The sequence below is a fragment of the Chryseobacterium scophthalmum genome, from assembly GCF_900143185.1.
In the GTDB taxonomy this organism is placed as follows: Bacteria; Bacteroidota; Bacteroidia; order Flavobacteriales; family Weeksellaceae; genus Chryseobacterium; species Chryseobacterium scophthalmum.
Genome location: NZ_FSRQ01000001.1, coordinates 1,162,326 through 1,177,104, shown reverse-complemented (window position 1 = coordinate 1,177,104; position 14,779 = coordinate 1,162,326). Strand labels below are relative to the sequence as shown.

12 protein-coding genes are annotated in these 14,779 nt (G+C 33.9%); 9 read left to right on the top strand and 3 right to left on the bottom strand.

The genetic code is table 11. The annotated features are described in order from the left end of the window. Positions 1–7: 7 nt before the first annotated feature. The 3 genes from BUR17_RS05420 (at position 8) to bglX (ending at position 4,785) form a co-directional block, all read left to right on the top strand. A complete protein-coding gene (locus tag BUR17_RS05420) occupies positions 8–1,396 on the top strand; it encodes a glucoamylase family protein (protein WP_074229314.1) in 1,389 nt (462 codons plus the stop codon). A 245-nt stretch (positions 1,397–1,641) separates the two neighbouring features. Further along, the gene (locus BUR17_RS05415) at positions 1,642–2,349 is read left to right on the top strand and encodes a carboxylesterase family protein (protein WP_074229313.1); all 708 of its coding nucleotides are present in this window, start codon (positions 1,642–1,644) and stop codon (positions 2,347–2,349) included. Positions 2,350–2,457: 108 nt separating this feature from the next. Then, positions 2,458–4,785 carry a beta-glucosidase BglX gene (bglX, locus tag BUR17_RS05410; RefSeq protein ID WP_074229312.1) on the top strand — a complete coding sequence of 776 codons (2,328 nt, stop codon included), beginning with the start codon at positions 2,458–2,460 and terminating at the stop codon, positions 4,783–4,785. A 76-nt stretch (positions 4,786–4,861) separates the two neighbouring features. Here the strand turns inward: bglX and BUR17_RS05405 are convergent, their stop codons facing one another. Beyond that, entirely contained in the window at positions 4,862–6,349 is a 1,488-nt protein-coding gene (locus tag BUR17_RS05405) for a T9SS type A sorting domain-containing protein (RefSeq protein WP_074229311.1), read from the bottom strand. Positions 6,350–6,637: 288 nt separating this feature from the next. Between BUR17_RS05405 and BUR17_RS05400 the strand changes: the two genes are divergently transcribed. Continuing rightward, positions 6,638–7,048: a hypothetical protein gene (locus BUR17_RS05400; RefSeq protein ID WP_074229310.1), complete on the top strand. Its 411-nt coding sequence runs from the start codon at positions 6,638–6,640 to the stop codon at positions 7,046–7,048. A gap of 95 nt (positions 7,049–7,143) precedes the next feature. Here the strand turns inward: BUR17_RS05400 and BUR17_RS05395 are convergent, their stop codons facing one another. Continuing rightward, a complete protein-coding gene (locus tag BUR17_RS05395; RefSeq protein WP_074229309.1) occupies positions 7,144–8,310 on the bottom strand; it encodes an iron-containing alcohol dehydrogenase in 1,167 nt (388 codons plus the stop codon). Between the two features lie 67 nt (positions 8,311–8,377). Then, entirely contained in the window at positions 8,378–9,253 is an 876-nt protein-coding gene (locus BUR17_RS05390; RefSeq protein ID WP_074230237.1) for an AraC family transcriptional regulator, read from the bottom strand. A 403-nt stretch (positions 9,254–9,656) separates the two neighbouring features. On the opposite strand from BUR17_RS05390, the gene BUR17_RS05385 reads away from it, so the two are divergent. The 5 genes from BUR17_RS05385 (at position 9,657) to BUR17_RS05365 (ending at position 14,408) form a co-directional block, all read left to right on the top strand. Further along, a complete protein-coding gene (locus BUR17_RS05385; RefSeq protein WP_074229308.1) occupies positions 9,657–11,660 on the top strand; it encodes a S9 family peptidase in 2,004 nt (667 codons plus the stop codon). Between the two features lie 387 nt (positions 11,661–12,047). Continuing rightward, positions 12,048–12,602 (top strand): RNA polymerase sigma factor, encoded by a 555-nt coding sequence (locus BUR17_RS05380; RefSeq protein ID WP_143747526.1) that lies wholly within the window; start codon positions 12,048–12,050, stop codon positions 12,600–12,602. An 11-nt stretch (positions 12,603–12,613) separates the two neighbouring features. Continuing rightward, positions 12,614–12,952 (top strand): hypothetical protein, encoded by a 339-nt coding sequence (locus BUR17_RS05375; RefSeq protein ID WP_074229306.1) that lies wholly within the window; start codon positions 12,614–12,616, stop codon positions 12,950–12,952. A gap of 90 nt (positions 12,953–13,042) precedes the next feature. Then, positions 13,043–13,297: a hypothetical protein gene (locus tag BUR17_RS05370; protein WP_074229305.1), complete on the top strand. Its 255-nt coding sequence runs from the start codon at positions 13,043–13,045 to the stop codon at positions 13,295–13,297. Between the two features lie 460 nt (positions 13,298–13,757). Then, positions 13,758–14,408, top strand: coding sequence for a DnaJ domain-containing protein (locus BUR17_RS05365; RefSeq protein ID WP_074229304.1), 651 nt, complete (start codon positions 13,758–13,760; stop codon positions 14,406–14,408). Positions 14,409–14,779: the final 371 nt, after the last annotated feature.

Here is a 14,779-nt window from a genome sequence, read left to right as displayed (position 1 = left end):
TGATATAATGAAAAGGATAATACTCTCAATCGCAGCGACATCATTACTTATAGTCTCTTGCAAAAATTCTCAAGTTTCAAAACAAGAATCTACTCAAAAATCAGTTGTAAAATCTAATATTACAGATGAGCAATTGATGGATAAAGTTCAGAAAGATGCTTTAAAATATTTTTGGGATTATGCGGAACCCAATTCTATGTTGGGTAGAGAAAGATATCACGAAGACAATATTTATCCTGATAACGACAAACATGTAGTTACAACAGGCGGGTCAGGATTTGGTTTGGCAACTATTTTAGTGGGTGTTGAGAGAGGGTTTATTTCTAGAAAAGATGCGGTTAAAAGATTAACTACAATGATGGATTTTCTTGCAAAAGCAGATCGTCATAAAGGAGCTTGGTCACACTGGATTAACGGAGAGACGGGGAAAACCGTTCCTTTCGGAAAAAAAGACAATGGTGGAGATTTAGTAGAAACTGCATTTCTTACCACAGGGATTATTCAGGTGAGAGAATATTTCAAAAACGGAAACGCCGAAGAAAAAGCGCTTGCCAAAAAATGCGACGAGCTTTGGAAAGGAATTCAATGGAACTGGTATACCAAAGGCGGTGAAAAAGTGTTGTATTGGCACTGGTCACCAGAATATCAATGGGAAATGAATTTTCCTTTGGAAGGATATAATGAATGTCTGATTACCTACATTTTGGCAGCATCATCACCAACTTATTCTATAGACGCTGAAACCTATTACAAAGGCTGGACAAGAAATGGAACCTATCTTTCAGACAAAGAAAAATACGGACTTCCGATGTATGTAAAACATAATGGAGCAGAAGAATATGGCGGACCATTATTTTGGACTCAATATTCTTATATCGGTCTGGATCCTACCAATTTATCAGATAAATTAATCAAAAATTACTTCGATTTAAATAAAAATCAAGTTCTTATCGATTACAAATATTGTGTCGAAAACCCAAAACAATGGAAAGGTTACGGACCCAATTATTGGGGATTAACGGCCGGTTATTCAAGAAACAAAGACGGAAGCGTTGGTTACGATGCCCACTTCCCGCAAAACGATCATGGAGTAATCACTCCAACAGCTGCTTTGAGCAGTTTCCCGTATTCACCAAAAGAATCTATGGACTTTTTGAGATTTATTTATACTCAAAAACCAGAATTCATCGGTTCTGCAGGACCTTACGATGCAACGTCAATCAATTATGATAATTGGACGACACCACGATATTTAGCAATTGATCAGGGAACAATTTCTCCAATGATCGAAAATTACAGAACAGGATTTTTATGGAAATTATTCATGAATGCTCCTGAAATTCAGAAAGGATTAAAAAAATTAGATTTTAAATCTGAAAAATATAATATTAAATAGTTTTAAGGAGCTTAATCCCGCTTTCCGCACTCGCTATTTTGTGGATTTCGGCGGCGGCAAAGCCGCCGCCGAAATCCACAAAATGAGCTCAAACAAATGCTACAATCGGGGCTAGTAATAATAACCCAAGCCTTGTCAAGGTTTTAAACCTTGACAAGGCTCACAAAATAATCAATAGAAACGGGCTTTAGCTCGTTTTAACCTAAGAATAAAATCAAACGGCTTTAGCCAAAACCTAAAGAAATATGAATTTAAAACTAAAACACTTACCACTTTTGCTTTTACCATTTTCTTTAAGCTTAAATGCTCAGGAAATCAAAGCAGAACTGAATAAAGAAGTTAAAAGAGTAGAAAAAATCTCATATATTTTAGATTATCCTCAAAAAGCAAAAGGCAATGTTCCTTTGATTGTCTTTCTTCACGGGTCAGGAGAAAGAGGTAATAATCTGGAATTGGTGAAAGCGCACAGTCCTTTTATCTACAAAAATCTGATTAAAGAACCTGTGGCAATTTTAGCTCCTCAATGTCCTGAAAATGCTTGGTGGGACACGGTAAGCGTTTATAATTTAATTAAAGAAATTCAGAGTAAATATAAAATTGATGCTTCCAGAATTCACCTTACAGGGCTTTCGATGGGAGGTTGGGGAACACTCAAATTGGCAATGGAACATCCTGAAATGTTTGTTTCTGTGGTTTCTGTTTGTGCACCTACAGATCGGGTGATGTATGCGAATATTCATCAATATAAAAATTTAAACATGAAAATCTTTCATGGTGGAATGGATGATGTCGTATTGCCTGAAAATGCTTTTAATTTTTACCAAGCATTGCATCCGGTGAACCCATCTGCAGAATTGACAATTTTCCCGAATGATAATCACAATTCCTGGGATTCTACTTATTCAAATCCAGCGTTGTACGAATGGATGTTGTCTAAGAAAAAAGAAAAATAATTGAATTAAATAATAAAAAACTTTGAAAAATTAACTATTTAGTTTTTCTTTGCTTTAAATAGAATCATTGATAAAACAAAAAGAAATATAATTTAAGAAGTAAGATATATGAAAAAGTTAATTGTAATTGCAACTTTAGCATTGGCTCCTGTGTTTTCGGCACAGGAAATGGTTACAAAGCCGGTTCAGTCTTATCAGACCGTACAATATCAATCAAAGAAAAAGGCTTTTGTTGATGCTCTTTTAGCTAAAATGACCTTAGATGAAAAAATCGGACAGCTTAATTTACCGACTTCGGGAGATTTTACAACAGGTCAGGCTCAAAGTTCAGACATCGGAAAAAAAGTAGAGCAAGGTTTAGTTGGTGGATTATTCAACATCAAAGGAGCCGATAAAATTAAAGCAGTTCAGAAAGTAGCTGTTGAAAAAAGCCGTCTTAAAATTCCAATGATTTTTGGGATGGATGTCATTCACGGATACGAAACTACTTTCCCTATTCCATTAGGTTTAGCAGCTTCTTGGGATATGAATTTGGTACAGCAGTCAGCAAGGGTTGCAGCAAAAGAAGCAGCTTCTGATGGAATCAACTGGACCTTCTCGCCAATGGTAGATATTTCTCGTGAACCAAGATGGGGAAGAGTTTCTGAAGGTTCTGGTGAAGATCCGTATTTAGGAAGTGAAATTGCTAAAAACATGGTCTACGGTTATCAGGGAAAAGACTTGGCAAACGGAACTAATATTTTGGCTTGTGTAAAACATTTTGCGTTGTATGGAGCAGGTGAAGCGGGTAGAGATTACAATACAGTTGACATGAGTCACGTGAGAATGTTCAACGAATATTTTCCACCTTATAAAGCAGCAGTTGATGCGGGAGTAGCTTCTGTAATGGCTTCTTTTAATGAAGTTGATGGAGTACCGGCAACGGGAAGCAGATGGCTTCAGACGGAGGTTTTGAGAAATCAATGGAAATTTAAAGGTTTTGTGGTGACCGATTATACTGGGATCAACGAAATGGTAGAACACGGAATGGGAGATCTTCAGCAGGTTTCTGCTTTAGCTTTAAAAGCCGGTGTTGATATGGATATGGTTGGTGAAGGATTTTTAACCACTTTAAAAAAATCTTTAGCTGAAGGAAAAGTAACGCAGGCTGAAATCGATATGGCAGCGAGAAGAATTCTTGAGGCTAAATATGATTTAGGTTTATTCGATAATCCTTACAAGCATGGTGATGCAAAATTAGCAGCTAAAGAAGTTTATAATTTAGAAAACCGTAATATCGCAAGAAGTGCTGCAGCGCAGTCAATGGTTTTGATGAAAAATGAAAACCAGGTTTTACCTTTGAAAAAATCCGGAACTGTTGCAGTAATCGGTCCACTGGTAAACAACTCTCTGAACATGGCGGGAACTTGGAGTGTCGCTACAAAACATGCGATTTCCGTTAACTTAATGCAGGGTCTTCAGGCTAATTATGGAAAAGATGTGAAATTTCTTTCTGCAAAAGGAGCCAACATTGATTACGATGCCAAATTAGAAGATATTTATGCAGCTCATGGTAAGAAAACCGACAGAGATAACCGTTCAAAAGAAGCCTTATTAAAAGAAGCAGTTGATATAGCGAATAAAGCTGACGTTATTGTTTTGGCAATAGGAGAGTCTGCAGAAATGAGTGGAGAATCTTCTTCAAGAACTGAAATTACAATTCCTCAATCCCAGGTTGACTTATTGAATGAATTGAAAAAAACAGGAAAACCAATCGCAATGGTACTTTTCACAGGTCGTCCTTTAGCATTAACTAATGTAAAAGATGCTCCTGATGCTATTTTGAATGCTTGGTTTGCGGGTTCAGAGGCTGGAAATGCAATTGCCGATGTACTTTTCGGTAAAGTAAATCCTTCAGGAAAATTGCCGATGACATTCCCGAGAAGTCTTGGTCAGGTTCCTATTTATTATAATGCTAAAAATACAGGCCGTCCTTTAGCTCAGGATAAAGTAGATAAATGTGTATACGAAAGATTCCGTTCTAATTATATGGATGAGTGTAATACACCATTGTATCCGTTTGGATATGGATTGAGTTATTCTAAATTCAATTATTCTGATGTAACGGTTTCTAATGCAAATCCAAAAGGAAATCAATCAATCCAGGCTTCAGTTACTGTAACAAATTCTGGAAATTATGATGGCGCAGAAGTCGTTCAGCTATACATCAGAGATATGGTGGGAAGCATCACAAGACCTGTAAAAGAATTAAAAGGATTCCAAAAAGTAATGTTGAAAAAAGGAGAGTCTAAAAAGGTTACTTTCGACATCACTCCAGAAAGCCTGAAATTTTACAACGGAGATTTGAAATACGATTGGGAAGCTGGAGAATTTGATATCATGATTGGTACAAACTCTGAAGAGGTGAAACATTCAAAAATCAACTGGACGAAATAAACTTTTTTAGGTTTATTATTCAATAAAAAGCCTTGTCACAATTGTGGCAAGGCTTTTTTATAAGTATTTAGTAGAGCTATTTCTTTATAATTTTGTTGGTGTAAGTTTGGCGATTCGTTTTGATTTGAATAATATAGTTTCCTTGCAAAAGTTTTTTTACGTTTACATTTTTTTCATCATTTCTAAAAATATCCGCAGAGATTTTTTGTCCGGACATTGAGAAAATAGAATAATCAATTAACTTTTCCTGAGTTTCTACGTACAAAATATCATCGGTAGGATTAGGAAAAACTTTTAATGATAAATTTTTCTGTGCAGCTTCCTGAGTTGAAAGCAAAGAACAATTTGAAGTTACTAATACATTATTACCAACTGCTAGTTTTACTTTATTTCCATAAATAGATGTCTGATTATCTACACATATTCCTAAAAGTTGTGGCATAAATTGATAATCAGAATCCATAAGCCATATGATATTCTGATTAAAACCGTTTTTTAAATTGATACGCTTCATTAATTGATTAGAAGTGAAACTTACATACTCTAAACTTGGATTATTGCTAAGGTCTAGGCTGGTAAATAAATTATTTCCTGCATGAAACATACGTAACTGTGATAAATGGCTCACATTAATAGTAGGAATGTAATTATTAGTTATACCTAATTCTTTTAAATTTAAATTGTTAGAAAGATCAAGAGTTGGTAAATGGGCAGTGCTTGCGTGAAACTCTTCTAAAAGTGGCTGATGTAACAAGTTGATGCCTCCTGCAAAATTGTTGTTTGAGATATCTAAAAACTTCAGTAAAGAATTATTAGTAAGGTTTAATGATGTAATCGCCGTATTTCCGGTAAACAATCGCTCTAAAGCTAAATTCATGCTTACATCAATAGAAGGAAGTAAAGAATGTCCTGAAACAGCTATCGTCTTAAGCAAAGGATTCTGTGTAACATTCAAAGTCGAAATACTTGTCGGAATGGTTGTAGCTTTTTGCAAAACCAATTCTTCTAAAAGTGGGTTTTGTGTGACATTTATACTGGTCAAATTATTATCGTTGATCCATAGTTTTTTTAATAAAGGATTTTGGGAGACATCAATGGCAGAAAGTCCGCCCATAAGTGTACCTCCAATTATGATCTCTTCTAAAAGTGGTTTATTGAGAACATTGATGGATGTATTAGGAGCAACGCCAATACTCAAATACTTAAGCAGTGTTAATCCGGTCAAATCAACCGATGTCACTGCTGTACCAAGTCCTAATCTAATGTTTTGAAGCTGAGTGTTTTGACTAAGATTAAGAGGGGCAGTAATGGGATTGTTCTTAATCATAAGAATGGTTAGATTAGGATAATACTCAATTCCACCCAGATTTGTAATATTATTATTGGTATCAATACTAATATAAGTAGCGTTTTGAGCTTCACTCAAAGAAATTTGTCCATCACCATTTACATCTTGAAAAGGCAATAATGCATTTTTAAAATTAACATCTGCGAAATTGATATTTTGTGATAAAACTAGACTAAAGCTTGTCAAAAATAAAAGAGAATAGATTTTTGATTTCATATATTTTTAAAATTATCGGGTTTTGATGGTGTATTAATTTTTGTCTCTAAAGATAGAAATATTATTTTAATCACCATATGATGTATTAAAATAATTTGAAAAGCTTCTGTTGTTTAAAAGGTCGCCTTTATTTAATCAAAAAAAATTACTTGAGAACTTTTAAATGACAGAAATAATTTTAATAAGCGGTTCAAAATGTGTTGCTTTTTTGTATCTTAGAATTAAATATACTAATACGGTATTTTTGGCATACTTTTTACCAAATTGAAAACATTTAAAAAATTAAATATGAAAAAAACAATTTTATTCAGTGCAATGTTTCTTGGTTCCCTTGTTTTTGCTCAGAAAGCTCCTGTTGTAGGTGGAGACAGAGACGTTCACGGTTGTATACCTTCTGCAGGTTACACTTATTCTCAACTCAGAAATGATTGCGTAAAAGTTTTTAATCAGAAAATAAAACTGAAAGAGGTAAATCCAGAAGGAAGTTCAACTTCAATGACGGCAGTCATTTTCAGTAAAAATATGAAGAAAGCCGAGATTTTTATTCCACATCAAAGTGCAAAAAGTATTATTCTTGACAGAGAAGGAAATGGCAAGATCTGGAAAAGCGGAAGTCACATCAAAGAAAGTTATGTTTTAGTTCCGTACAAGAAAAAAGGATATCAAATTAAAAAAGATGATGTAGTCATTTATCAATAAAACAAAACAGGAAGTCAAAACGACTTCCTGTTTTTATTTAAATCTAATTAATGAAAATCATTAATACATTTTACATTGTACTTTTTACAAAATAATTACCCTGCAACAACTTCTTCAGCATATATAACACCTTCATAACAAGCATTGTAAATCGCTTTCAACTCATCCAAAGAAGGAACTCTTGGGTTGAAACCAGTACAAGGGTCTACCAAAGCATTGTTTGCGATGTAATCTAAGTTTTTATTCCAATCTTCTCTTGAAATTCCAAATTCTTTAATAGCAGATTGATTATTTACTTCAGAACGAAGTGTTTCAATTGCTTGCGCCAATTCTTCAGTAGTTTCTTTACCAATTACTCGTGCTAAATCTGGAAAACGGTTTGTAGCAGCTGAGTTATAACGAATCACATTCGGAAGGAAGATCGCATTAGAAGCACCATGAGGAATTCCGTACAATGCGCCAACTTGGTGAGACAAAGAGTGTACAATTCCTAACCAAGCATTATTGAACGCCAAACCTGCCATAAATGATGCATCATGCATATTTTGACGAGCTACAATATTGTTAGGATTTTCTACAGCTTCTTTCAAGTTATCAAAAACAATCTCTAAACCACCTTTTGAAAGTGCATCGGCAATATTGTTATCGATATTTGAAACATAAGCCTCTACACAATGGGTCAATGCATCAAGACCAGTATTTGAAGTAACATGAGCCGGCATTGAAGCACAGATTTCACCGTCAATAATTGCAACATCCGGAGTCAATTCATAAGAAACTACAGGATATTTTACTCCTTTTTCTCTGTCGGTAATTACGGCAAGTCCCGTCGTTTCAGTTCCTGTTCCGCTTGTAGAAGGAATCGCGATAAATTTTGCTTTATTTCTAAGAACTGGTACTGTAAAAGGTTTGATTAAGGCATCAAATTCCACATCAGGATATTCATAAAATACCCACATAATTTTTGCTGCATCGATCGCAGAACAACCTCCTAAACCGATGATCCAGTCTGGTTGAAAAGCATTGATAACTTCAGCACCTTTTAGGCAAGTTGCAGATGACGGATCTTCTTCTACACCTTCAAAGATCTGAGTTTCAATTCCTGCTTCAGTAAGATAGGCAACTGCTTTATCCAGCGTTCCGCTTTTTCTCATTGAGCTTCCTCCGGTTACGATCACTGCTTTTTTACCTTTAATATTTGCCAGTTCAGAAAGACTTCCTGCTCCGTGGAAAACTTCTCCTGCAATAAATAATTTGCTCATTTTTCTTTTTTAATTTTAATAGAGCAAAATTAGACAAGCCAAAACGAGTGATGTTATACAAACAAGACTATGCGTTATACATTTGCGCCAGTTCTTGTTGAAGTTCGGTCGGAGTTTCTTTGAGTTTTGCTTTTACAAACTTGTTGAGTGCGGAAGGAGAATTAAAACCAAGATCGAAAGCAATTTCTTTATGAGAAAGATCAGAAAACATCAGTTGACGTTTTATTTCCATTAAAATTCGGTTATGAATGGCCTGAATTGCCGTTTCTCCACAATGTTTTTTAGTGATCGAATTTAATTTTTTTGTTGTAATTGCCAACTCTTCAGCGTAATACTGAACGGTTCTGTACTGTTTGTAATGTTCGTTCAATAATTTTTTAAATCGAACGTAAATTGGTTTGTCGGCTGAATCATTGTTTAAAATGGGATGCAGACCGTGAACGGATTCAATTAATTCCAAAAGAAAAATTTTAATTTGAAATCTCGCTTGTTCTTTTTTTATCAAACTCGGATTTTCATAAATTCCTTTGATGATTTTTATAGCATTTAAACTTTGTTCAAAATCTTCTTGAGATAAAATAGTACAGTTTAGCTGGGTCGAAAGGTTTACATTATAAGTACTCAACTCATTTTTCAGAATATCTGAACAGAATAATATTTCTTCGAACAGAATGATCTTTCCTTTTAAATCTTCACTTATATCTGAAATAAAATGAACCTGCTCAGGAAATAGTACAGAAATCTTTCCTGCCTTTAGAGAATGGATCTTATCTTCAATATGAACCTGAAGTTTTCCATTTTCTATAACAACAATAAAGAAATGGTCTTTTTTGTGAGGTTTAAAATATTGGTTTAAATTTTCCTCATTCAAATCAAAAACACGGAATGAAAGATTTTTATCTTCAAGTTTTTGGATGTTCTTTTTAATCTCCAGTTTCTTCATTGTTCCCATTCTTAAGCTTTGTTTTAAAACGAAGCGACAAATTTAGTCTAAAACAAGATGAAATTCCAAAACACAATGTTTTTAGAAAAGCTGTTGTCAATTTTTATCACGGAATAATTTAAAATAAAAAAACTTTAAACCTTATTTAACCGCAAAAGAATCAAAAGAAATGATTGAGGAAAGAGTAATTCAAAAGTTTACAAAATATGAATTTTAGTTTATTATCAGTTTTGCTGGCTTTTGAATAACTTATTTTTGTACGAAATCTTTTGATTCTTTTGCGTTTAAAAAATCTCATATACTAAAAAGTTCACAGTTAATTTCACAAATTAGCGATAAATAATGTAACGTTTTACGTATCTGAAGCGTCTTATAGTATATCGTTTAACCAAATCCACGAAATATGAATTTAAATTCCAAAATTTTAGGTATTACACAAGTGGTAATCACAAGTCTCATGATAAATGCACAAACTACTGAAAACAAATTGCCGGGCGACCCGACATTGGTTTCATCAAAAGCTACAATAGAAAAGCTTATTTCCTATGACAAAGGAAACTTTAAATACAAAGTAGAAGATTATTTTGCAAGACCGAAAGCTTCACAATTTAAAATTTCTCCAGACGGACTTTATTTATCTTACAAAGAAAAAGATAAGGACAGCAAAAACCATGTCTATGTAAAAGATTTAAGATCGGGAAAAATTACAAAAGCATTGGTTGAAAAAGATGACTTGATAAGAAGTTATGGCTGGCTCGATAAAAAGCGTCTTTTTTACACACAGGACAAAGGCGGAAACGAAAATATCCATTTGTACGCTGCCGATATTGATGGCAAAAACTTAAAAGATCTTACACCTTTTGAAGGAATCACGTTAAATTCGGTAAGATTGATTAAAGATACAGAGTTTGTTATTGTGAGCATGAACAAGAACAATAAACAGATTTTTGAACCGTATAAGATCAATTTTAATACGGGCGAAATTACGCAGTTGTATGAAAATAAAGATGTAAAAAGTCCGATTGATGATTATCTTTTTGACAGACAAGGGAATCTGAGAGGCTACACTATCCTTGAAAATGGTTTGACGACTAAATTGTTTTATAAAGATTTGCAGACAGGTAAGTTTAATCTCGTTAAAGCGACTGATTGGAAAGATACTTTTAGCGTAATTAGTTTTAATGATAATTCTAAAAACAAAGATGAGGTTTATCTGGTGACTAATCTTGGGAGTGATAAATCGAGAATTGTATTATATGATTTGAAGAAAAATGCAATTATTAAAGAAGTCTATTCTAATCCGACATTTGATGTTTCTTCAATAGCGCAGGCTGGGAAAAGCAGAAATTATGAACTAGATTACATCAGCTATAACGGAATTAAAAATGAAACGATTCCTGTAAGTAAATTTTACAAAGAAATTCATGATAAACTGACTTCTGAATTTGGCGATAAACAGTTTGGAATTGCTTCTTCAGATGATAAAAACGAAAAATTATTAGTTGTTGTTGACAGTGATAAACTGTATGGAAAGTATTATGAATATGATACAAAAACCAAAACGACCAAGCTTCTTTTTGATTTGATGCCTCAGTTAAAAGAGGAAGATATGGCAGAAATGCGCCCAATTCAGTTTAAAAGCAGAGATGGACTTACGATTCACGGATATATTACACTCCCAAAAGCAGCTTTGAACGGTGAAAAGGTTCCTTTGATTGTCAATCCTCACGGTGGACCGCAAGGAATAAGAGATGATTGGGGGTTCAATCCTGAAACACAATTGTTTGCAAGCAGAGGATACGCTACTTTGCAGGTTAATTTCAGAATTTCAGGAGGGTATGGAAAAGAGTTTCAAACATCCGGATACAAACAAATCGGCCGTAAAGCGATGGATGATGTAGAAGATGGCGTAAAATATGCGATTGAGCAAGGTTGGATTGATAAAAATAAAGTAGCAATCTACGGCGGAAGTCACGGTGGTTATGCTACATTGATGGGATTGATCAAAACTCCTGATTTATACTCTTGCGGAGTTGATTATGTAGGAGTTTCCAATATTTTCACGTTCTTCGATTCTTTCCCGGAATACTGGAAACCTTATAAAGAAATGGTAAAACAGATCTGGTATGATTTAGATAATCCTGAAGAAGCAAAAATAGCAAAAGAAGTTTCACCGGTTTTCCAGATTGATAAGATTAAAAAGCCATTATTTGTGGTTCAGGGAGCGAATGACCCGAGAGTAAATATCAATGAATCTGACCAAATCGTTAAAGCTTTAAGAAGTAAAGGATTTGAAGTTCCTTACATGGTAAAATATGATGAAGGACACGGTTTTGGAAAAGAACCCAACAGAATTGAGTTTTATAAATCGATGTTAGGTTTCTTTGCTGAGAATTTCAATAAATAAAAGAAGACAGTTTTTATAATTAATTGAACGGGAAGTATTTTGCTTTCCGTTTTTTTATTTGAAAGAGTGAAACAAAAATGTATATTCCTCAATATTTAGACGTACAGAATTCCCCTCCTTTGGAGGGGTGGATCAATTTTCAAAGAAAATTGAGACGGGGTGGTTTTTAGCCCGGATAAAAACGGTTACCCCACAGCAAGTGATGGACAAAGCGAAGGAGCGAGGAGTAATAGTGGATAGCCGGATAAGCTTCTGAAAAAAAATATTACGACAAAAAATCGATTAATAAAAGAAAAATTGAAAATCCGAAAAAATATTTTAAATTTATTAAAGTAAAACAAAATACACAGTCGTCATAGCAATATGGAGATTGCCGAAAAATTACCAATGCCACAGAAGGAAAAGGAAAACATTATTTCTCAAACCGTATCGAGTTACGGCGGAAAACTGATGTCTTTCATTCGTCCGAAAGTGAAAAATACCGAAGATGCGGAAGATATTCTGCAGGAAGTTTGGTACCAGTTCAGCAGTTTGACCAATCTTTCTGAAATTGTAAATGTTGGCGGATGGTTGTACCGGGTAACGGCAAATAAAATCACTGATAAATACCGTAAAAAGAAAACCGAAAATCTTGAAGATTTTGTCTACGAAGATGAAGACGGAACGTTTTCTATAAAAGATATTCTGCTTCTGGATGACAGCGTAGGACCGGAAGTGAAAATGTTTCAGGACGAGATTTGGAAAAAACTGTTTGCTGCTTTGGAAGAACTTCCCGAAAAACAGAAGTTGGTCTACATGGAAAACGAACTCAACGATAAGACTTTACAGCAAATCGCCGATGAACAGGGTGAAAATATTAAAACCATCATCAGTAGAAAAAATTATGCAGTAAAGCATTTGAGAAACAGATTGAAACAATTGTATGAAGATTTAAATAATTAGAAATAAATAAAATGAATAATAAATATAAGAAAAGTTGGGCTCTTTTAATTTTATGTCCACCCTTGATATTCCTTGTCGTTGCATGGATCGTAATGTCATTGTGGAATTGCATTCTTCCCGAAATTATCGGTGTGAAAACCATTAATTATTGGCAGGCAATGGGAATTTTAATTTTAAGTAAAATTCTTTTCGGAGGTTTCCACGGAAAATTCGGACAGGGAATGAGAGATATGAAAGAAAAACACCTGAGACATAAAATGGAAGGAATGTCTGATGAGGAAAAAGAAAAATTCAAAGAAATCTGGAGACAGAAATGCTCAACCGGATTCTTCAACAGAAATAACGAATAGTTTAAAAATTTTTAGAAGTAGTAAAGTAAAAATAAGAACGAATTCGTCTCTATAAAAAAACAAGAAGTAGTAAAATTTAAAATTTAAGAAATGAAAAATTCAGTATTAAAAGGTATTTTAGGAGCTGTTGCTGTTGCAGGAGTTGCCGTAATTGCCAAAAAAGTAATCGAAAGAAAAAGATTTGTAAGAGGTATTTTTAATGAATACGGAATCAAAGAAAAATCTCCATTCGGATTGGCGGATAAAATCAGAGAAATGGATGAGGAGCAATATCAGGAACTGAAAGGAAAGTTCAAAAAAGAATTTGCAAAATGTTGCAGAAAAGATAACACTTGCGAAGCATAAGTTTGAAATAACTAAATTAAAATTGTCTTATTCAGGCGCGGGAAGCTTTGCTTCCCGCGCCTGAATTTTTTTTGCAACGGATGTTTTTTTGCCACGAATGCACGAATATTATTATGAAAAATCTCCCACAGATTTCACAAATTTTCACAGATGATTTATTCTAACAATACAATGTTTGTCATTCCGCAGGAATCTAAGCTATTTCTAGATTCGTTGCAGAGATTCCTGCGGAATGACAAACTTGACGGGAATAAAATTCAAAAAATTAAAAGATTCTTCTTTGCTGAGTGAAATGCCTTTGCGAACAAAAAATATTTTCAATAGTTTAAATAAAATCTTAGCAATCTTAGCGTTAAAAAAAGAGATTACTTCGCTTTGCTCGCAATGAAAAAATTCGTGCATTCGTGGCTTCTTTATTTTTGCCCAAACCGACAAAATCCTTATTTTTGTATTCACTTTCATGAAAGACTACTACTATTTTCTCGGTATTCCTCACGATGCTTCGGATGAAGACATCAAAAAATCCTACAGAAAACTTTCATTAAAATACCACCCCGATAAAAATCAAGACGATGATTTCTTTGCAGACCGTTTCAAAGAAATTCAGGAGGCATATGAGACTTTGAGCGATAAAGGAAGAAGAATTACGTACGACCAGAATTTAGAAAGTCAGCAGAAAAGCTTTAGATATACTGTTCCACCTTCTATTAAAACTTTTACGGCTAATAAAATTCATGCGAAAAAAGGAGAGGAGATTATCATCACCTGGCAAACCCAAAATGCTGATGTGGTAAAAGTTTTACCGTTTGGATTGGAGAAAGCTTATGGAGAAAGAATTTTTAAAATCACAGAATTTAAAAACGGGAAATTTCAGTTGCTGCTGCATGCAACCAATTCGCTTTTACACAAAACTGTTGTTCAGGGAATAACAATAACAGAAGTTTTTGAAAGTGATGGTGAAAAATTCAGAGACAGGGCAGAAGAGCTTTTCAAATCACAGCCAAGAACAGCCATGAATCCTAAAGGACAGCCAAAAATTTTCAGATTAATCTTTGGGTTGTTGATTTTAGCTTTAGCAATTTACTTTTTAATTAGTAGCCTAACTAACTAAGCCAGTTTCTTTCTTCCGGGGCATTTTTTGCACCTTTTTCCTTTCTTGAACTTTTTACAGCAAGATTTTTTGTCACCACAGAACATTTCTTCATTCTTGAAAGAAAATGCTGGACTCAATGGCGGAACTTTAAAAGGAGTGATGATATTCATGTTGCAAATATATTAATTTAGAATAAATATAATTAATATATTTTAATAAATCTGTATTTGCTGATTAGCAAAGAGTTTGCACAACTTTAGGACAATTTAATTTGAAATTTTCCTTTTAAAATGTGTAACCAAAATGACTTGTTAAGAGAATTAATATCAGGTTAACATGGGTTGTGCAATCAGCTAAAAAATCGTAATTTTACGAATCTTTTTTTACAA